Annotated in this window: 18 protein-coding genes and 1 pseudogene; 14 read left to right on the top strand and 5 right to left on the bottom strand. The window is 37.9% G+C overall.

Annotated elements, in window-relative coordinates; all coding sequences use genetic code 11:
* The first annotated feature begins 8 nt into the window (after window positions 1-8).
* From D0Z64_RS02065 to D0Z64_RS02075, 3 genes are all read left to right on the top strand, one after another.
* Window positions 9-644 carry a L,D-transpeptidase gene (locus D0Z64_RS02065; protein ID WP_127345554.1) on the top strand — a complete coding sequence of 212 codons (636 nt, stop codon included), beginning with the start codon at window positions 9-11 and terminating at the stop codon, window positions 642-644.
* 249 nt (window positions 645-893) lie between these two features.
* Window positions 894-2,579: an arginine--tRNA ligase gene (gene argS / locus D0Z64_RS02070; RefSeq protein WP_127345555.1), complete on the top strand. Its 1,686-nt coding sequence runs from the start codon at window positions 894-896 to the stop codon at window positions 2,577-2,579.
* Between the two features lie 109 nt (window positions 2,580-2,688).
* On the top strand, window positions 2,689-3,603 hold the full coding sequence (locus D0Z64_RS02075; RefSeq protein WP_127345556.1) for a class II fructose-bisphosphate aldolase: 915 nt from the start codon (window positions 2,689-2,691) through the stop codon (window positions 3,601-3,603).
* A 68-nt stretch (window positions 3,604-3,671) separates the two neighbouring features.
* Here the strand turns inward: D0Z64_RS02075 and D0Z64_RS02080 are convergent, their stop codons facing one another.
* Both D0Z64_RS02080 and D0Z64_RS02085 read right to left on the bottom strand, forming a co-directional pair.
* Complete coding sequence (locus tag D0Z64_RS02080; protein ID WP_080881216.1) at window positions 3,672-4,481, bottom strand: Cof-type HAD-IIB family hydrolase; 810 nt, start codon at window positions 4,479-4,481, stop codon at window positions 3,672-3,674.
* 115 nt (window positions 4,482-4,596) lie between these two features.
* On the bottom strand, window positions 4,597-5,436 hold the full coding sequence (locus D0Z64_RS02085) for an RluA family pseudouridine synthase (RefSeq protein ID WP_127345557.1): 840 nt from the start codon (window positions 5,434-5,436) through the stop codon (window positions 4,597-4,599).
* A 90-nt stretch (window positions 5,437-5,526) separates the two neighbouring features.
* Between D0Z64_RS02085 and D0Z64_RS02090 the strand changes: the two genes are divergently transcribed.
* From D0Z64_RS02090 to D0Z64_RS02110, 5 genes are read left to right on the top strand one after another with little or no spacing between them, the layout of a single operon-like run.
* The gene (locus tag D0Z64_RS02090; protein ID WP_127345558.1) at window positions 5,527-7,608 is read left to right on the top strand and encodes a PBP1A family penicillin-binding protein; all 2,082 of its coding nucleotides are present in this window, start codon (window positions 5,527-5,529) and stop codon (window positions 7,606-7,608) included.
* Between the two features lie 20 nt (window positions 7,609-7,628).
* The gene (locus D0Z64_RS02095) at window positions 7,629-7,979 is read left to right on the top strand and encodes a YlbF family regulator (protein WP_006351641.1); all 351 of its coding nucleotides are present in this window, start codon (window positions 7,629-7,631) and stop codon (window positions 7,977-7,979) included.
* 6 nt (window positions 7,980-7,985) lie between these two features.
* Complete coding sequence (locus D0Z64_RS02100; RefSeq protein ID WP_006351640.1) at window positions 7,986-9,191, top strand: metallophosphoesterase family protein; 1,206 nt, start codon at window positions 7,986-7,988, stop codon at window positions 9,189-9,191.
* Entirely contained in the window at window positions 9,172-11,661 is a 2,490-nt protein-coding gene (locus D0Z64_RS02105; protein ID WP_127345559.1) for an ATP-binding protein, read from the top strand. Before D0Z64_RS02100 ends, D0Z64_RS02105 begins: the two co-directional genes overlap by 20 nt.
* The gene (locus D0Z64_RS02110; RefSeq protein WP_080881221.1) at window positions 11,654-12,631 is read left to right on the top strand and encodes a 3'-5' exoribonuclease YhaM family protein; all 978 of its coding nucleotides are present in this window, start codon (window positions 11,654-11,656) and stop codon (window positions 12,629-12,631) included. The genes D0Z64_RS02105 and D0Z64_RS02110 overlap by 8 nt, the downstream gene beginning before the upstream one ends.
* A 62-nt stretch (window positions 12,632-12,693) precedes the next feature.
* Here the strand turns inward: D0Z64_RS02110 and D0Z64_RS02115 are convergent, their stop codons facing one another.
* The 3 genes from D0Z64_RS02115 to D0Z64_RS02125 form a co-directional block, all read right to left on the bottom strand.
* Window positions 12,694-13,602, bottom strand: coding sequence for a peptidylprolyl isomerase PrsA (locus D0Z64_RS02115; protein WP_080881222.1), 909 nt, complete (start codon window positions 13,600-13,602; stop codon window positions 12,694-12,696).
* Between the two features lie 112 nt (window positions 13,603-13,714).
* A complete protein-coding gene (locus D0Z64_RS02120; RefSeq protein WP_006351636.1) occupies window positions 13,715-14,059 on the bottom strand; it encodes a hypothetical protein in 345 nt (114 codons plus the stop codon).
* A 9-nt stretch (window positions 14,060-14,068) separates the two neighbouring features.
* Window positions 14,069-14,500 (bottom strand): HIT family protein, encoded by a 432-nt coding sequence (locus D0Z64_RS02125; protein WP_006351635.1) that lies wholly within the window; start codon window positions 14,498-14,500, stop codon window positions 14,069-14,071.
* Window positions 14,501-14,586: 86 nt separating this feature from the next.
* Between D0Z64_RS02125 and D0Z64_RS02130 the strand changes: the two genes are divergently transcribed.
* The 6 genes and pseudogenes from D0Z64_RS02130 to D0Z64_RS08670 all read left to right on the top strand — a co-directional run bounded on the left by D0Z64_RS02130 (window position 14,587) and on the right by D0Z64_RS08670 (window position 18,891).
* On the top strand, window positions 14,587-15,327 hold the full coding sequence (locus D0Z64_RS02130; protein WP_080881223.1) for an ABC transporter ATP-binding protein: 741 nt from the start codon (window positions 14,587-14,589) through the stop codon (window positions 15,325-15,327).
* On the top strand, window positions 15,320-16,540 hold the full coding sequence (locus D0Z64_RS02135; RefSeq protein ID WP_080881224.1) for an ABC transporter permease: 1,221 nt from the start codon (window positions 15,320-15,322) through the stop codon (window positions 16,538-16,540). The genes D0Z64_RS02130 and D0Z64_RS02135 overlap by 8 nt, the downstream gene beginning before the upstream one ends.
* A 7-nt stretch (window positions 16,541-16,547) precedes the next feature.
* Window positions 16,548-17,204: a tRNA (guanosine(46)-N7)-methyltransferase TrmB gene (gene trmB / locus D0Z64_RS02140; RefSeq protein ID WP_080881225.1), complete on the top strand. Its 657-nt coding sequence runs from the start codon at window positions 16,548-16,550 to the stop codon at window positions 17,202-17,204.
* A gap of 53 nt (window positions 17,205-17,257) precedes the next feature.
* Window positions 17,258-17,578 carry a thioredoxin family protein gene (locus tag D0Z64_RS02145; protein ID WP_040456926.1) on the top strand — a complete coding sequence of 107 codons (321 nt, stop codon included), beginning with the start codon at window positions 17,258-17,260 and terminating at the stop codon, window positions 17,576-17,578.
* An 18-nt stretch (window positions 17,579-17,596) separates the two neighbouring features.
* Window positions 17,597-18,241, top strand: a complete 645-nt coding sequence (gene ytpR, locus D0Z64_RS02150) for a YtpR family tRNA-binding protein (RefSeq protein ID WP_006351630.1) — start codon at window positions 17,597-17,599, stop codon at window positions 18,239-18,241.
* A 68-nt stretch (window positions 18,242-18,309) separates the two neighbouring features.
* Window positions 18,310-18,891: pseudogene (locus D0Z64_RS08670) on the top strand (C69 family dipeptidase).
* Window positions 18,892-18,906 lie beyond the last annotated feature (15 nt).

Raw genomic sequence — 18,906 nt, forward strand, 5'->3', positions numbered from 1 at the left:
TAGAGTAGATGAAAAAGAGAATATTATTAGCGATTGTATTGGTTCTCTGTGCAATTGGCCTAGCTAAGCTTTGTATTCCAAAAGAAGCTCCGAGTCAAAGCAGTAAGCCAAAAGAAACGCAAAAAGTGAAAAAAGTTTCGGTTGCTGAAGCTGCAAGACCTTATAAGGATCCAAAAGATTTGCGATCTGAAGGTACTTGGAAATTAAAGAGCGAAACAAAAGCTTATCCGAAAATTACAAGCAAAAAAGGTTTGGTAATCAAAGTCTCTTTAAAAGGCAATCGAGTTTATATAATTAAAAATGGCAAAAGGGTTTATACTATGCTCTCTTCGGCCGGAATTTATCATAATGGTAAGTTCGATACTCCAACTGGGACATATTATGTACGCTATGAACGGGGCGACACCTTTTTCAATCACAAATTAAAAGAAGGAGCAAACTACTGGACTAGTTGGGACAAGAAAAATGTTTACCTTTTTCACTCAGTTCCTACAAAGGCAAACGGCAAATATAATCTAACTGAAGCGGCAAAATTAGGGAAAACTCAGGGTTCTCATGGCTGCATTCGTTTAAGTTTGCCCGATTCAAAATGGATTATGAAAAATATTCCAGCCGGTACAAAAGTAATAATTAAAGATGAATAGTAGCGCTTTGAAATAAATCCTGTTATAATCATGCTGTTAACAAAGTAGCAGTAGTAGCTATTTATTTTCTTTTCAGCGAATCTGAGACGGTGCAAGTCAGATAGAAATAATGGTGAAGGCGTGGCTAGCTTTTAAAATATGATAAATAAATGAGCGGATGAACTTCATCAAATAGAGTGGTACCGCGGGTAATAGCTCGTCTCTTTCTACAATCGATAGGAAGAGACTTTTTTTGTAAAGGAGAAAAGAATGGACTTTAAAAATGAAGTAGTTGAATTGATTGCAAGTCAAATTGATCTGCCAAAAGAAAAAATCAATGACTTAATTGAACGTCCAAAGAATGCCAAAATGGGTGATTATGCTTTTCCTTGCTTTGTTTTGGCAAAGAAAATGCATAAAAATCCAGCCGAAATTGCTAAATCAATTGCTGAAAATTTAAGCAGCGAAAATTTTGCCAGTATCCAAGCAGTTGGTCCTTACGTTAACTTTAGTATTGATCACGGCAAGCTTATTTCTTCAACTTTGAAGGATGTTTTAGATAAAGGCGAGCATTATGGCGATCAAGAATTGGGCAAGGGCAATGTCCCAATTGATATGTCCAGCCCTAACATTGCTAAGCCAATGTCGATGGGTCACCTTCGTTCAACAGTAATCGGCAATTCAATTGCTAACACTATGGAAAAGGTTGGTTATACGCCAATTAAGATCAACTATCTTGGTGACTACGGTACCCAATTTGGTAAACTGATCGCAGCTTACAAGCACTGGGGCAATGAAGAAGACGTTAAGAAAGATCCAATTATGAATCTTTTCCACTACTACGTTCGTTTCCATAAAGAAGCAGAAAAGAATCCTGAACTTGATGATGAAGGCCGTGAATGGTTTAAGAAGCTTGAAGATGGCGATCCAGAAGCAGTTAAATTATGGAAATGGTTCCGTGAAGTTTCTCTTAAAGACTTCAAGCGTATTTACAATGAATTAGGCGTAACTTTTGATTCCTATAATGGTGAAGCATTCTTTAACGATAAGATGCAACCAGTGATTGATGAATTGAGGGACAAAGGCTTGCTTCACGAATCTCGTGGTGCACAAGTTGTTGATATGGGTCCTGATGAAAACCCAGCAATTATTGTTAAATCAGATGGTACTTCAATTTATTTGACTCGTGATTTGGCTGCAGCTGAATGGCGGATGAAGCACTACAACTTTGTTAAGATGCTTTACGTTGTAGGTAATGAACAAGCCCAACACTTCGTTGAACTAAAAACTGTGCTTAAGAAGATGGGCTATGACTGGGCAGATGATATTCACCATGTTTCATTCGGCTTAATTACCCAAGGCGGCAAGAAACTATCAACTCGTAAAGGAAATGTGGTTTTCCTAGATCAAGTTTTAAAGGATGCCGTATCGCTTGCTAAAAAACAAATTCAAGAAAAGAACCCAGATTTGGCAAATCAAGATCAAGTTGCTCATGATGTTGGTGTAGGTGCTGTTGTCTTCCACGACTTAAAGAATGACCGTCTTGACAACTTTGACTTTAATTTGGAAGAAGTTGTTCGTTTTGAAGGAGATACCGGTCCTTACGTTCAATACACCAATGCGCGTGCACAAAGTGTTTTAAGAAAAGCATCTAAGGTGGGCAAGAAGCCTGCCGATAATGACTTGGCTCTTGATGATGAATGGTCATTTGCTGTTGCTAAGGATCTAGCTGATTTCCCAAGAATTATCGCTAGAAGTGCTGATAAGTTTGAACCATCAGTTATTGCTAAATACGCACTAGACTTGGCTAAGAAGTTTAACAAGTACTATGCTAATGTGAAAATTTTAACGGATGATAATCAAATTGGCGCTCGTTTGGCTCTGGTTCAAGCAACATCAATTGTTTTAACAGAAGCACTTAGACTCTTGGGAGTAAGTGCTCCTAAGGAAATGTAATTTTGCTAATGAAAACTTTAAAATAGCGCTTACATATAAACGGAAAGATTGTTCAAAAGTTCATAAAAGGGTACAATAAACTTGTAAATGATTTAGGAGGTATTTTTTAATGGCTTATTTTGATAACGGTAATCAAATCTTTAAAGATGCTCGTAGAGAACATTATGCTGTAGGTGCTTACAACACTAACAACTTGGAATGGACTCGTGCAGAATTACGTGCTGCTGAAGAAACTAGAACTCCATTGTTGATTCAAGTTTCAACTGGTGCTGCTAAGTACATGGGTGGCTACAAGTTCGTTAAGGACATGGTAGCTGACCAGATAGACTCAATGAACATTTCAGTTCCAGTTATCTTAAACTTGGACCACGGTGACTATGAATCAGCTAAGGAATGTATCGCACTTGGCTACTCATCAGTTATGTTTGATGGTCACGCACTTCCAGTAGAAGAAAACTTAGCTAAGACTAAGGAAATCATCAAGTTGGCTCACGAACGTGGTATTTCTGTTGAAGCTGAAATTGGTAAGATTGGTGAAAACCAAGGTGCCGATGGTGGTGAATTAGCATCTGTTGAAGACGCTATTACTTTCTACAAGGCTGGTGTTGACAAGCTTGCTTGTGGTATTGGTAACATCCACGGTGTATACCCAGAAGGTTGGAAAGGCCTTAACTTTGACCGTTTGAAAGAAATTGCTGACGCTGTACCAGTTCCATTGGTATTGCACGGTGGTTCAGGTATTCCTGAAGACCAAGTTAAGAAGGCTATTTCACTTGGTATTGCTAAGGTTAACATCAACACTGAATTCCAATTAGCATTCCAAAAAGCAACTCGTAAGTACATCGAAGAAAAGAAGGACTTGGACACTGCTAACAAGGGTTACGACCCACGTAAGTTGTTGTTGCCAGGTACTGAAGCTATCACTGCAGCTATGAAGGAAATGATTAGCTGGTTAGGTACTAAGTCAATTGATGATGAACTTAAGGATGCATCATTTGACCGTGCTTCATTAAACGAAGAATAATTTAATTATTCTGAAATTAAAAGCTCTCGGATTTTCCGAGAGCTTTTTGTTTTTCAAAAAATGTTTAATTAATTCAAGTAGCTTTCCAGCACTTTAAGAACCCCATTTTCATTATTGCTTGGAGCTTCATACTTGGCGATCTTTTTTAATTCAGGATCAGCATTTTCCATCGCGTAACTGTATCCAGCTAGTTGCAACATCTCTGAATCATTCATCCCATCGCCAAAGGCGATCAGTTCTGATGGGTTGATTTTAAAGTAACGCAAAAAATATTTAATGCCGCTTGCTTTGTTTACGCCATGATTGATAATATCTATACAATTAAAGCCGCTAGAAGTGGCATGAACTTGTTCGGTGTAATCTGTATTAAACTCACTTTCAATTTCTTCAGGAGTTGCATCGGTCCACAAGGTTATTTTATCGATAGGATCATTAACTGGAATTTCATCAATGCTGTTGATTGTTAAATAATTGTAGTAGTAATAGTTCATAAATTTTTTGAAATTAACCGATGAATTGGCTAAAACATAACTATTGCTCAAACCACAAGCAATAACTGATGAATTGGGATACTTGCGTAAAATGTAGCGTAAAAGCTTAAGCGTTGTTTGGTGTGTAAAATAATGCGTGTTAATAATCTTTTTATCACGAACCAAAATGGCACCATTGTCACTGATAACATCGATTTTATCCATAAAACCAGCAAAATCTTTTTCTAGTCTGATTAACGGACGACCACTGGCAACGATAAAATGAATATCGTGTTCATGCAATTTATCCAAGACGCGGCGAAAACGCTGACGATCATAAGTATTTTGCGAGTTAACAAAAGTACCATCCATGTCGACAGCAACAGCTTTAAATGGAATTTTTTTCATATTGAAGACCCTTTCATTTATTATTGCTTACTTAATTATACCGTTTTCATAAAGCAAAATTAATGTATAAGGATTAAATTGGCAAATGCATCAGTATTTATCAGTGAATACCGATTTAAAATAAGCGAATGGTTTGCTTTTTAAATGAAAAGGGTTCAATGAAGGACATCTGATAAGCCGTCAATTGTAAATCTTGTCCTTCTTTGTAATCAGGATTGTAAAGCGGATCGCCAACTATGGGACAGCCAATAGCAGCCAAATGAACACGAATTTGATGAGTACGGCCAGTTTCAAGCTGCAATTTTATGAGAGCAATTTCGTTTTCTTTTTTTAAAATTTGATAATGAGTTGTGGCCTTTAACCCATTTGACCTAACCATTCTCTTTCTTTGGTCGTCTGGATCCTTGCCAATGGGAAAAGAAATAGTACCATGATCGGGCAATGCAGCGTTTAAGTTAACTTGTGCCAGATATTCACGATGAAAAATTTTCTGCGTTAGCTGCCGATTGAGAATTGGCACAACCGCTGGATTTTTAGCTACCAGCAACAGTCCACCGGTTAGCATGTCAAGGCGATGGACTATGTATGGACTTTGTCCTAAATAAGTGGCACAATCGTTGAGCGCGGTGTCGGTTTCAAATAAATTAGGGTGAGTCTTTTGTCCCTTTCTCTTGTTGATAACTAAGACGTTAGAATCTTCAAAGATAATTTGCGGAAAATGACCGCTAGCCGGATAGCTTTGCTGCTGACTGTCTACAAAATCTAGTTTAAAGCAGACTTCATCATTTGCTTTTACTAGTTGGTTAAAATAGCGGTAGTGGCCATTAACGGTCACTTGCTTTTTTGTCCGCAACAAATGCTGCCATTTACGGGGAAACAATAATTTCCTGAGCAAGTCTCGTACTGACATGGCCGGCATGTCTTCTGGATAAATTAGTTTAAAATTGTAAGTCATAATATTGATATTTTCTAAAATTCTATTCAAAATATAAGTTATTGTATCGGCGTATGTTAAAATGCAAGTTGTTTTAAAAGGAGCAGATGTATGCCAAATTTGCGACGAACACAATTTAATAAGTCAGAAAAAGCAGGTGCCAAGAAAGATTCTTTATGGCACCGTTTTGATCAGCGTTTCTTTGTTGGAAGATGGATCATTTTAATTCTTCTGATCTTAACGCTTTTCACATGTACCTATTATACAATCAAAGTTAAAACTTCAAATATCTCAAACTTGAAGGCTTCTTTGTCAATAACGACAACTATTTACGATTATAAAGGAAAAAAAGCTGGATCACTTTATTCACAAAAGGGTTCCTTTGTTGAATACAATAAAATTTCGCCCAACATTGTGAATGCGGTTGTTTCCACAGAGGACAGAACTTTTTGGAAAAATCCCGGTTTCAGTGTCAAAGGTATGGCACGAGCAGCATTAAATTTGGTTATTCACCATGGTGAAATTACAGGTGGTGGATCTACTTTAACGCAGCAGCTTGCGAAAAACTCTTTATTGACCCAGCAGCAGACTTTTTCAAGAAAATTGGAAGAGCTCTTTTTTGCAATTGAAATTAATCATGTTTATTCCAAAAAAGACATCATTACCATGTATCTGAACAATGCCTACTTTGGCAACGGTGTCTGGGGTGTACAGGATGCCAGCCGGCGCTACTTTGGCAAAAATGCCAGCAAGCTGTCGGTAAGTGAAGCGGCCACTTTAGCAGGGATGCTTTGTAGTCCAAGTTATTACAATCCAGTAGATCATATGTCAAATGCTTTGTCCAGACGAAATGTGGTCTTGCAGCTGATGGTTGAAAACAATAAACTAACTGCGTCTCAGGCCAAAGCAATTTCTAAAACTGGTTTAACTTTGAAAAATACTTTCAAATACAAAGATGGATATCGTTACCCTTACTTCTTCGATGCAGTTGTTGATGAAGCTATCAGCAAGTATGGTTTGACGGAAGAAGACGTAATGAATAAGGGGCTAAAAATATACACCACGCTTAACCAGAACTATCAAAAGAGCTTGCAGAATACCTTTAATGAGAGTTGGCTATTCCCTGCAAGTGCGGTTGATGGTACGCAAGTCCAAGGTGCCAGTGTTGCCATGGATCCAAAAACCGGTGCGGTTCGCGGAATTGTAGGTGGCCGCGGAAAACACGTCTTTCGCGGTTATAACCGTGCAACGCAAATGAAACGGCAGCCCGGTTCAACAATTAAGCCACTGGCGGTTTATGCGCCAGCTCTTCAAGAGGGTTATCACTACGATTCCATGCTGTCGAACAAGCTGCAGAAATTTGGTAAAAACAATTATGAACCACATAATGTTGATAATGAGTATTCAGCTAAAATTCCAATGTATGAAGCCGTTGCGGAAAGTAAGAACGTGCCCGCTGTTTGGCTTTTGGATAAAATTGGCGTCAATAAAGGAGTTCAATCGGTTGAAAACTTTGGTATCAACGTTCCAAAGAGTGACCAGAATCTGGCCTTGGCTTTGGGTGGACTTTCTTCCGGTGTATCGCCTTTGCAGATGGCACGAGCATATTCTGCCTTTGCTAACAGTGGCAACTTGCCAAATAATTCTTACTTTATTACTAAGATTACTGATGCCAGCGGCAAAGTTTTGGCAGAAAATAATGATACCGGCAACCACCGCGTCGTTTCTGAGAACACTGCTAAAGAAATGACGACAATGCTCTTGGGCGTCTTCAAGAACGGAACAGCCCAGACAGCTCAACCAAGTGGATATACGGTCGCTGGTAAAACCGGTTCAACTGAAGTTCCTAATTCATATGGTTTTGGTACAAGAGACCAGTGGATTGTTGGATATACGCCGGATGTCGTTTTAGCAACTTGGGTAGGTTTTGATAAAACAAATAAACAGCACTATATGCATGGTGTTTCAGAAACTGGAATTACCAAATTGTATAAAGCGGAGATGGAGGCAATGCTTCCGTACACGGCCAAAACCCAATTTAAGGTTCAAGCTCCGAGCCAAATCGTCAAGCAGAATGGTTCAACTTCAGATTGGACTTCCGGATTAGGCGATAAGATTCAAAAAGGAATTGGTTCGGCCGGAGAAAAGATTAATGAATGGTATAATAGTATAAAAGGCCTTTTCGGCAATTAAATTAGGAGGAAAAAACCTTTATGGTAAATGTATATGACTCAGCTAATCAATTAGCAGAAGACTTAAAGAAAACCCCAGAATATACTGCGTTAAAAGAAGCAGTTCAAAGCGTTAAGAATGATGAAAACAGTTCAAACTTATTCCAAAAAATGGATGAAGTTCAAACTAAGATCATGGCAGCTCAACAAAGTGGCCAACCTTTGACTGATGATGTTAAAAATTATTACAAGGAACTCAATGACAAAGTTCAAAAGGATGCCAACATCGTTAAGCTTTTGACAGCAGAACAAGGACTTTACAAGTTAATTGATGATTTGCAAAAGACTTTTACCAGTCCAATTAATGATCTTTACTCAGATCTTAGAAAATAATTGAAGATGAAATTTATTCATTTTGCTGATGTGCATTTAGATAGTCCTTTTCGTGGGCTATCTTTTTTGCCATCTAAAGCTTTTAATCAAATATATCGTGCAAGCGATGAATCGCTAACTAAAATTATAGATTTAGCTTTACAAGAACAGGTCGATCTAGTTTTAATCGCGGGAGATACTTTTGATAGTACTCATCCTAGTCCGCGCAGCCAGCTGTTTTTTGCAGAACAGATAAAAAGATTGACGGATGCCGAAATTCAAGTAGTCATGATTTTTGGCAATCATGATCACATGCCGGAAGCTGACTTGCTTGTGAACAGCAGTCCTTATTTCAAACTTCTTGGGCCAAACCAGCAAGTTGAAGCCAAAAATTTTGTTACAAAGAGCGGCTTCAATTACCGCGTTGTAGGCTTTTCTTATTTAAACAATCATATTGTCGAAGACAAATTACCAGAGTTTCCGGCTAAGGATGATCGCTATACCTTTGGCATCATGCACGCTCAAGAAAAAACGTCGACAAACAGTCAGAATGTTTATGCCCCATTCACCTTAGCAGAGATAAAAGATTTAAATTATGATTATTTTGCTTTGGGACACATTCACTTGCGACAAATAATTAGTCACGAGCCGTTAGCGGTTTTCCCAGGAAATATCCAGGGCAGACATATTAATGAATTAGGGGCTAAAGGCTGCTATTTGGGAAAAATTGATGAAGAGACCAAGCAAACTAAGCTTGAATTTCATCCCACCAGTCCAATTGTTTGGCAATCAGTTGATGTTCACTTAACTGAAGCAATTTCTAAAAATGATCTGCGTGATCGATTGCAGTCAGCTTGTCAGCCGCAGCAGACGACTTATTACAGTATTCGGCTTCATGGAGCAGAGCTTCTCAATGATGAGGAGATCGATTTGGTTCAGGATAACAGTTTTTGGCCAAGTTTACCGCTTGATTCACAAATTGTAGATCTGCGTTTCGTCACTGAAGAAAAAATGCAATTGGGCGATAGCGATCAAGAATCTTTTGAACAAGCACAAAAAGAAATTTTCTCAAAAAAGGAATTCTTGCATGCAGCTTTGGACTGGGCTAAAAAGGATCCAGTGGCAGAAAAGGCGGCTAGCGATGATCAATTTAGACAAGAAGTTGAAGCACTAGCAAAGATAAAATTGTCACAGAAATTGAAAGGATTTGCCGATGAGACTGAAACAGATTAACATTATTAATTTTGGCCAGCTCTCTAATCTGACTTTTAATTTGCCAAGCGATGAAATAAACGTCTTTTTTGGTGAAAACGAAGCTGGCAAAAGTACAACTGTAGCTTTTATTAAACAGGTTATCTTCGGCTTTTACCTTCGTTCCAATTCATCGCCATTTTTTGAAGATTACAAGCCTCTGGCACACGTTTCGCCAATGGGAGGCAGTTTAATTTTCGAAGATGAACAGCAGCAAGAATATAAATTGGAGCGGCTATGGGCAAAAGGCGATAAGACCAAAAAAGGTATTTTGACCGTTACTCATAACGGTGAACAGGTACCTGAAACGCTTTTTTTCGACAAAATAAAGAATATCGATGGCAACTTTTATGCTGACAGTTTTATTTTTAATCAAGAAATGTTAGGTCAAGTTACCAGTTTGAGTCAGGCGGATTTGCTGGAACGCATCTATTATTTAGGAGCAGCTAATAGCAGCCAACTTTTGAATTTGCGAGATAGTTTTAATAAAGAGGCTGGTCAACTATTTAAGAAAACCGGGAAAAAGCCAGAGGTTAATCGGCTCCTGAGACAAATAGACGATGAGCGTGCTTCCTTGAAAGATACGCAGTCCGAATTTACTGAGTATGAGAAATTGCGCCAGGAATTAAAAGAGCAAACTGAAGAGCTGAATGCTGAAGAGAAAAAGCTGAAAAAATTGCAGACTGACTTGCAGCATATGCAAGAAATTCAAACAGAGCTGGGCAGTTATATGCAATTGCAACAGTTGCAAGGGAGGGCCTCAAAGGTTCAATTTACCGCTGAAAATTATCGTCAGGCTCAGGAATTAACAGCTCAGATTAAGAATTTGCAGGCGTCTATTGCCAGTCTGAAACAGGAATTAATGCAGATTTCTGCAAATGATTCTTTTGATTTGGAAACTGCTAAAAAATTAGTCCAAAAGAAGACGGAAGTTTTACAATGGCAAAGTGAATACAAGACTTGCGTTCAAAAGGCAGAAGAAATTAAGACTACTGAAAAACAGCTGCTGCAGCTTAATCCTGAATTAGCAACGGTTTTAAAATTATCGGACCCACAAATTAGCCAATTACAAAAAGACTTCACAAGTTTGCCTCAAAAACCGACAGTGCCAAATATTTCTAATAATAGCAGCAACAAATTATGGCTAATTGCCGGCGCCGTGCTAATTATTCTGGGCTTAACGCAGGTTATGAGCAATGGCTTAATTGGCGCGATTGGCTTTATCTTAGGAATCATGACCTTTGTCTATGGCTTTTGGTCACAAAAACAAGCTAGCAAGAAAATTGCTTTAACTGAACAGGTTTTTCAACAAAAAGAATCTGCCTTTAAAGAAGAATATGGCTTAAATCCTGAGAATTTAGATCTTAAGTCTTTGCTTACGAATCGTAACAATTATCTGTTAAAGGTTGAAGCTGAAAAAAACAACAACCAAAATTTGGCTGAAATTAAGGATCAAGTTGCAGTATTGCTTGATCAGCTTAAACAGCTGCTTAAGAAGCCTATTTCAGCAAATTTTGCTGATATTTTGACTGCACTGGATCAATTGCAGGAAAAGCTTGATCGCTATCAAAATAAAAATGAACGCCATCATAGCTTGCAGATGCAGCTAACGCAGCAAACACAGAAACTGAATGATTTGAATTTAAAGCTAAAAGCAATTTTAGCCAAAGATAATGTCAACAAAATGTCTGAGTATGACGAACGTTATCAAGCTTCACTTAATCAAGTTAAATTGCAGACGCAGATTTCGACTTTGCAGGAAAAGCTGACTGCTCATTTGAATGAATTAAAGCAGGTTGATCGGAATAAGTTGGAAAGCAGGCTTTTGGCTATTCAAAAAGAAATTTCTGATCAGGAAAAAATAGTTGCAGAAAAGCAGCAAAAGGCTGCAGAAACAAAAGTGCAATTGTCCAATTTGGCCGATTCAACTGCTGTCTTTTCTGCAAAGCAAAACTTAGCAAATTCTGAAACTGACTTTTTAAACAGCAGCAAAGAATATTTAGCTAACCTGCTGGCTGCTAAATGGATTGATCGCAGTTTAGATATTGCTTCAAATGAACGTTTTCCTAAGATGCTCGTTAGTGCAAAAGAATATTTGAACTTGCTAACAGGTGGCCGCTATACCGATTTAACGTTAGACAAGAAGATAACCGTTACGCGTTTTGATGGCAAGAAGCGTGAGGTAAAATACTTGTCAAGAGCTACTGCAGAACAACTATACTTTGCATTGAAGCTAGCTTTTGTTGAGCAAGTTAAAGATCAGATTAATTTGCCGATTTTAATCGATGATTCTTTTGTTAACTTTGATGATCGCAGAATTGGATATATTGAAAAATTGCTCAAAAAGATTAGTGAAAATAATCAAGTGCTGATTTTTACGGCACAAGATAAGCTTGCTCAAAAATTATCTGCCAAGCCGTTAACTTTTAGAAAGGATAGAGCAGATGCTTAAAAGATTGCTAGATTATAACGATGGTGAGGAACTAGACTTAATCGTAATGATCAAAAATTCCCAACTTCGTCATACAAAAAAGGATAAGTTGTATTTAGTACTAGAATTTGGTGATGGCTCTGGTGAAGTTCGTGGAAACTATTGGGATGCAGATCAACGAGACGCAGAAATGTTCGCTAGCGGTACCATTGTTGAATTAAACGGTAAAAGAGAAGAGTATCAAGGACGACCACAAATTAAGATTTACTCTTTGAGAACCGTAGGCCCAGAAGAGGGATATGATCTAGAGCAATTCGTCAAATCAGCCCCAGAGAAAGTGGCTGACATGCGAGAAGAAATCAATCAGTATGTTTTTGCAATTCTAAATCCTACTTGGAATAGGATCGTCCGCTATTTGCTTAAAAAGTGGGACAAGCGCTTCTTTGAATTTCCTGCAGGCAAGAGCAACCATCATGCTGTTCGCGGCGGGTTAGCTTTTCATACTTTGTCGATGCTGCGGGATGCCAAAAGCATTGCAGACAATTACCCGCAGGTTAATCGTTCGCTGCTTTATGCTGGCTGTATTCTTCATGATATGGGGAAAGTGCTTGAACTAAGTGGTCCAGCTGCTACGCAATATACTGCGGAAGGAAATTTGGTTGGACACTTGGTTTTAATTGATGAACAAATTATGTTGGCTGCGCAAGCACTTAAGTTGGATTTGGAGTCAGAGGATTTGCTCTTGCTTCGGCATGTGGTACTTTCACACCATGGCAAGTTTGAGTATGGTTCGCCAAAACTGCCTCAGATTCTTGAAGCAGAACTTCTTCATCGGATCGATGATCTTGATGCAGCTGTTTATGCGATTACTAATTCTTTGCAGCATACCAAGCCGGGCACATTTACTGAGCCGTTATTGAGTCAAGATGGTAAGAAATATTATCGGCCTAAAGATGATGCAGCTTTAGATAAAGCGCCACGTTTAGAATAAAAAGACGAAATAGAAAAAGCACTGGAAAAATCCAGTGCTTTTTCTGTTAGTCAACAACTTTATTAGTTGCTGCTTGAGCTTGAAGTAGTTGATACGTATGATGATAATACGTTCTTAAGGTCGTTGTCCTTGATAGAAACATTAGCTCTCTTTAAAACAGTGGCAATAACTCCTCTCATAATAGTTTGGTCTTGAGCCATTGAAGCGTAAATTAAGTTATCAATTGTCTTCTTGTGTTCAGCAAAAGTACCTTTTGATGGGTGCTTGATCATCTTGATTACGTGGTAACCAGATTGTGACTTAACTGGAGTTGAAGTTACTTCACCAGTCTTAAGCTTGAAAGCAGCAGTCTTGAATGATGGATCTAAAGTAGTGTCAGTTGAGTCAAATGCAGGGAGTTTACCAGCGTTATTCTTAGTAGCAGTATCAAGTGAGTACTTCTTAGCTAAGCTTGCAAAGCTCTTGCCGGCCTTTAATTCCTTGATGATCTTTTGTGCAGTTGATTTCTTAGATACCAAAATGTGTTGAACAGTTACTTTAGGTTGGTAAGTCTTCCAAGCCTTCTTTTCTTGAGCCTTAGTTACTTTCTTGATGTCCTTTAAGGCAGCTTCAGAAAGCAAGTTGGTCTTCAAGTTTTGCTTAAAGCTTGAAGGGGTCATACCGTTTTGTTGCAAAACAGCACTGAATTGTGAGCCGTATTGCTTCTTGTAGTTGTTGTATTGCTTGTTAACTTCTGATGAAGATACCTTGCTGCCGTATTGTTCGTTCAATGCACGGTAGATAATCATGTTAGCCAAAGTTGATTGACCAGATTGTGATTTCTTCATTTCATCGTAGTATTGTTGTTGGGTAATTTTACCCCCCTTATAGGAAGCAACAGTACTGCTTGAACCGTTTGAACAAGCAGCCATTGACAATGCAACACCTAATGCAGCTAGAACTGCAGCTGTTTTCTTAACGTAATTCTTCATAAAAATAAAATCTCCACATTCTTAGTAATATAAGTAACTAACCATTAATATAACATAAATTTCCGATCATTTATTTTAAAATGGCAAAATTCATAGAAAAATCAAACTTTCTTTAATCTTTCTTTGAATCCTTTTCCGAATCTTCAAATTTATTTTGGATTCTTTGGGTCGTGTTTTCCATCCGGCTGATGGTATTGGCGGTATGGTTTTGATAATCTTCAACATCAGTAGCGATCCCGTCGATTGCCTTTTTGGCAGCTGGTAAACTAGCATTTAATTCTTGACTAGCTTTTTTTGCTTTGGCAATGCTATGACTTAATGCAGTCGCGTCGGTCTTGAGAGCTGCCACGTTTTCTTTAAGTGGCTTACCTAAGCGATCCCCGTTTTTATCTTTAAAAAGAGACAAAACCAAACCGGCTGAGACACCAAAAATCAGTCCTAAACCAAAATGTTTCATTTTTTCTCCTTAAAATTGTTCCTTAATTTTTTCAGCAATTTCGTTGTATTTAGCTTCATCATACTTGTCAGCGTTGTTGCGTGTCATCAATTTCAGACCGTCGCCTTCAAAGCGGGGAATAAAGTGAATGTGTGAGTGCATAACGACTTGGTTGGCAGCCTTACCATTATTAGTAGTAATATTCATGGCTGTAACATTTGGAAAAGCCTTCTTGATTGCGTTTGCAATTTCAGGAATATATTGCAAATATTGTTGTGCATCTTCTTTAGTGTAGTCAAAGAGGTTGACAATGTGCTTTTTTGGCACCATCAAAGTATGACCAGGATTTACTTGAGAAAGATCAAGAAATGCCTTAACATCATCGTTTTCAAAAACGGTGTAGCTTGGCACTTCACCACGAATAATTTTACAGAATAAGCAATCTTCAACTAATTTTTCCATATTAAAACCTCGCGTTCTAATTTTAGTTTCTTATATTATTCATGCTATCATATTAATGATACTAACAGTAAAGAAAGAACGAAAAAATGACATTAAAAATAGAACATTTAACAGGGGGCTATACTGGAGTTCCTGTTATTAAAGATATTAATTTAGAAATTAAACCAGGTGAGGCTTTAGGCTTAATTGGGTTAAACGGTGCCGGTAAATCAACGACTATTAAACATATTTTGGGTTTGCTGCGACCACAAAAAGGCAGCATTGTCCTGAATGATATTAATTTAACCCAGCAGCCAACCAAGTTTAAGCGACAAGTTGCTTATATTCCTGAAACGCCGGTTTTGTACCCGGAATTAACGCTTAAGGAACATTTAGAATTAACTATGCTCAGTTATAACTTAGATGAAGAAAAGGCTTGGAAGAGAGCACATGAGCTTTTAAAGATGTTCAGACTTGATGACAAGCTTGACTGGCTGCCAATTCATTTTTCAAAAGGGATGCGACAAAAAGTAATGATCGTTTCTGCTTTTTTGGCAAATGCAAGCTTATTAGTGATCGATGAACCCTTCACTGGCCTTGATCCATTAGCTGTTGCCAACCTGATTGATTTAATTAAACAAGCGATCGCTGATGGCAAAATGGTATTAATGACGACGCACGTTTTAGCTGATGCGCAGCAAGCGATCTCAAATTATGCTGTGCTAAACAATGGTACGATTGAAGTAATTGGTTCTTTAACCGATATTCGTCAGCATTATGGTTTGAAGCCGGATGATCCATTTGACAAGCTTTACCAAACATTGAATCAGGTGGATCGTCATGAATAAAATTGCAAAACAAAGACTAAGCGAGAACCTTAAACAATCAGTGAAATATCTGACTTTGGTTTTCAACGATTTCTTCATTTTGGCATTGATTTTTCTCTTTGGGGCATTGATGTTTTGGTATGCCCAAAGTATGAAAACGATGCCGGCCAATCTTTGGTTTTATAAGCCGCTAGTTGGATTTATTATGTGGCTGCCATTATTGACTGGAAAATTGGTTACTTTAATTAAAAAAGCAGACATGCAGTTTTTGTTCACGCAAGATGAGCAGATGGATGACTACTTAAAACCAATGTTTCAGTACAGCTTGGTTCTGCCATATATTTTGATTATTTTGCTTGCCGGAATTTTATTTCCGTTTGCAACGATTAAAGCAGGGATAAACGGCTACAGCTATCTCGTGTTAGTTTTATCAATGTTATCAATTAAGGCAACTGAATTAGAAATTGCCAAAAGAAATTTATATTTTGGTCGCAGAATTAATGTTACAGTTCAAAATATTTCTGCTTTGATCTTGGCAGTTATTGCCACGTATTTACCAATATTAATATTGGCCGTAGTTGTGGTATTAAATATCTGTTTAACTCCTAATTTTCAACCTGTTTTCGGTAAAAAGATGAATGTTAAAACGGTTTTTGATTGGCGTTATGCTGTTGAAAGCGAAAAGGCTAGAAAAGACAGAGTCTATGCAATTTTTAGCATGTTTACCGATGTTGAAGAAAAACAGGTAACAATTCGAAGACGAAAGTATTTAGATTTTCTTCTGCCAAAATCACTTGCTAAAGAAAATCCCAACAGTTTTTTATACCGCAGATCATTGCTCAGAAATCCAGATTATTTGAATTTATTAGTAAGAATGACATTTTTTGCGATTTTAGTATCTTGGCTTGTGCAAGATTGGCGTTGGGCTCTGGGCTTGTCAGCCTTAGTAGTCTTTTTGACAGTTTACCAATTAATGCCACTGGCAACAGAATTTGATTCCAACATCATGTATCGCGTTTATCCGATTCAACGTGGGGGAAGAGGCAAGGACTTGATCAAAGCGATCAATACGGCATTATTATTGCAATGGCTTCTAATTTCAATCTTTTGGTTGATTGTTTTGCCAATTAATCTACATTTAGCTGAAGCAATTGTTGTATTATTAGTCTTTGTTTTATTAGTGACAATTGTTTATTTGCCACAAAAAGTAAAGCATCTAGATCAAAGAAGATAGGGAAAATATGAGATTAAGAAATAAACCTTGGGCAATTAAGCTCGTTAACGAACATCCAGAAAGCGTCTTGCAAAATCCAGATCCAGAAAAGAAAATTGACTGGGCAGCTCGCTTTGGCAATGACCATCCAATTGAGATTGAAGTGGGGTCTGGCAAGGGTCACTTTATTACGACCCTTGCTGAAAAACATCCTGAGAAAAACTATGTTGCGTTAGAATTGCAAACAACAGCTGCGGGCATTATTTTGCGGACCAAGCTTGAAAAGGGTTTGGATAATCTGCAGATTTTGCGCGGGGATGCAGCAAATATTGATCTGTTTTTTGCAGAGAACACAACAGACGTGATTTACTTGAATTTCAGTGATCCATGGCCAAAGACGCGCCATGAAAAGCGGAGATTGACTTATAAGAGCTTTTTAGCAAAATATAAACAAGTGCTGAAAACCGATGGGCAAATTCAATTCAAGACAGATAATGCTGGCTTATTTGCATATTCTGTTCAAAGCATGAATAATTTTGGAATGCATTTTGATTTTGTTTCCGTTGATTTGCACCACGAGAAGCCCGAAATTTTAGAAAAGAACATTGAAACTGAATATGAGCATAAGTTTGCTGCCAAAGGCAATCCAATTTATGCATTATGGGCAAATTTCTTGTCAGAATAGATCTCTTTAAGTAAAATACTTATAAATAGTAAGTTGACTGATGAGGTATGAAAATGGAAGAAATTAAAGAATTGAATCAAACAAAATTAGATGAGATTACTAAATCTGGTAGAGTAGTTTTAGAATTTTCAGCAACTTGGTGCCCAGATTGCCGCTTCTTGGATCCATTTTTACCAGAAATTGAAGAAGATTTTTCAGATAGCAAATTTTACAAGATTGACCGCGATGGCTCAATTGATGTCGCAAAAAAATTAAATATTATGGGAATTCCTTCATTTGTTGTCTACCAAGATGGACAAGAAATTGGTAGACTAGTAAACAAGGACCGTAAAACAAAACAGCAAGTTGAAGATTTCTTGCGGTCACTTGACTAAATAAAGGAGATTTAATAAATGATCACCAGTATTAACAAAGAAGCTTATCCAAATACTTTGATCGTTATCTTGGGTCAAGACAACGGCAGAAGTGAATTTGAAGAAAAAGATGACGTAACCCGTGTTAAGGATAAAGACGGCAATGTTATCGGTTTTAACTTCTTCAATGTTGATAAGTTAATTGATTATGATAAGTTGCCAAACGGCAAGGTTGAATTAAATGACGATGAACTTGCAGCCTTGAACAAGAAGCTTGCTGAAGCTGGCTTTGATGAAAAATTAGCATATGGCAAACCAACTTTGGTTTATGGTTATGTTAAGACTTGTGAAAAGCACCCAGATTCAGACCACCTTCATGTAACAACAGTTGATGTCGGTGGTGAAGAATATCAAATCGTTTGTGGTGCGCCTAACATTGCACAAGGTCAAAAAGTTGTTGTTGCCCTTCCAGGTACTTTAATGCCAAATGGTGCACAAATTTGGCCAGGTGAACTTCGCGGCGTTGATTCATACGGTATGATTTGCTCAGCTAGAGAGCTTGGCTTGCCACATGCTCCACAAAAGCGTGGCATCATGGTTGTTCCAGACGATTTCCAAGTTGGTGCAGCATTTGAACCAACTAAATGCGATGAATTGATCGCTAGCGGTAAGATCACTTTATAGTTTTATAGCAAATAAGCATCAGATTTTTATCTGGTGCATTTTTTGTATCAATATTAGGAGAAAAACAAATGCCATGTACAACAATTTTAGCCGGTAAAAAGGCTACGGCAGATGGTTCAACCTTAGTCGCAAGAAATGAAGACTTTGGTCACGCTTTTAACCCGAAGCGTTTTATCGTTGTAACGCCAGATAAGTAGCTAAAAAACTATCAATCAGTAACAACTAAATGCAAGGTTGACTTGCCAGAAAATCCATTGCGTTATACTGCCATGCCAGAACTTGAAGAAACAATTAAGAAGACTGGCTGGTGGGGTGAAGCAGGAATCAACGCAGCTAATGTAGCGATATCGGCAACTGAGACCAGTACCACCAATTCTTGCATTTTGGGAATTGACCCCATGAATAAAAAGGGCATTGGCGAGGAAGACTTTGTCACCATCGTCTTGCCTTATATTCATTCTGCTCGTGAAGGCGTGCAATTATTGGGTAAATATTTAGAAAAGTATGGTACTTATGAATCAAACGGTGTCGCCTTTTCTGATAGTGATGAGGTTTGGTATATGGAAACAATTGGCGGTCATCACTGGGCTGCCAAAAGAGTACCAGATGATTGTTATGTAGCTGCTCCGAACTGGTTTAATATTACTTAGTTTTGATTTTAAAAG

This window comes from Lactobacillus amylolyticus (assembly GCF_003999355.1).
Taxonomy (GTDB): Bacteria; Bacillota; Bacilli; order Lactobacillales; family Lactobacillaceae; genus Lactobacillus; species Lactobacillus amylolyticus.

Coding starts and splice junctions, on each gene's coding strand:
- D0Z64_RS02130 (WP_080881223.1), top strand. CDS start 14,587: ATGACATTAAAAATAGAACATTTAACAGGGGGCTATACTGGAGTTCCT.
- D0Z64_RS02085 (WP_127345557.1), bottom strand. CDS start 5,436: ATGACTTACAATTTTAAACTAATTTATCCAGAAGACATGCCGGCCATG.
- D0Z64_RS02105 (WP_127345559.1), top strand. CDS start 9,172: ATGAGACTGAAACAGATTAACATTATTAATTTTGGCCAGCTCTCTAAT.
- argS (WP_127345555.1), top strand. CDS start 894: ATGGACTTTAAAAATGAAGTAGTTGAATTGATTGCAAGTCAAATTGAT.
- D0Z64_RS02065 (WP_127345554.1), top strand. CDS start 9: ATGAAAAAGAGAATATTATTAGCGATTGTATTGGTTCTCTGTGCAATT.
- D0Z64_RS02075 (WP_127345556.1), top strand. CDS start 2,689: ATGGCTTATTTTGATAACGGTAATCAAATCTTTAAAGATGCTCGTAGA.
- D0Z64_RS02120 (WP_006351636.1), bottom strand. CDS start 14,059: ATGAAACATTTTGGTTTAGGACTGATTTTTGGTGTCTCAGCCGGTTTG.
- D0Z64_RS02110 (WP_080881221.1), top strand. CDS start 11,654: ATGCTTAAAAGATTGCTAGATTATAACGATGGTGAGGAACTAGACTTA.
- D0Z64_RS02115 (WP_080881222.1), bottom strand. CDS start 13,602: ATGAAGAATTACGTTAAGAAAACAGCTGCAGTTCTAGCTGCATTAGGT.
- trmB (WP_080881225.1), top strand. CDS start 16,548: ATGAGATTAAGAAATAAACCTTGGGCAATTAAGCTCGTTAACGAACAT.
- D0Z64_RS02095 (WP_006351641.1), top strand. CDS start 7,629: ATGGTAAATGTATATGACTCAGCTAATCAATTAGCAGAAGACTTAAAG.
- ytpR (WP_006351630.1), top strand. CDS start 17,597: ATGATCACCAGTATTAACAAAGAAGCTTATCCAAATACTTTGATCGTT.
- D0Z64_RS02090 (WP_127345558.1), top strand. CDS start 5,527: ATGCCAAATTTGCGACGAACACAATTTAATAAGTCAGAAAAAGCAGGT.
- D0Z64_RS02080 (WP_080881216.1), bottom strand. CDS start 4,481: ATGAAAAAAATTCCATTTAAAGCTGTTGCTGTCGACATGGATGGTACT.
- D0Z64_RS02135 (WP_080881224.1), top strand. CDS start 15,320: ATGAATAAAATTGCAAAACAAAGACTAAGCGAGAACCTTAAACAATCA.
- D0Z64_RS02145 (WP_040456926.1), top strand. CDS start 17,258: ATGGAAGAAATTAAAGAATTGAATCAAACAAAATTAGATGAGATTACT.
- D0Z64_RS02125 (WP_006351635.1), bottom strand. CDS start 14,500: ATGGAAAAATTAGTTGAAGATTGCTTATTCTGTAAAATTATTCGTGGT.
- D0Z64_RS02100 (WP_006351640.1), top strand. CDS start 7,986: ATGAAATTTATTCATTTTGCTGATGTGCATTTAGATAGTCCTTTTCGT.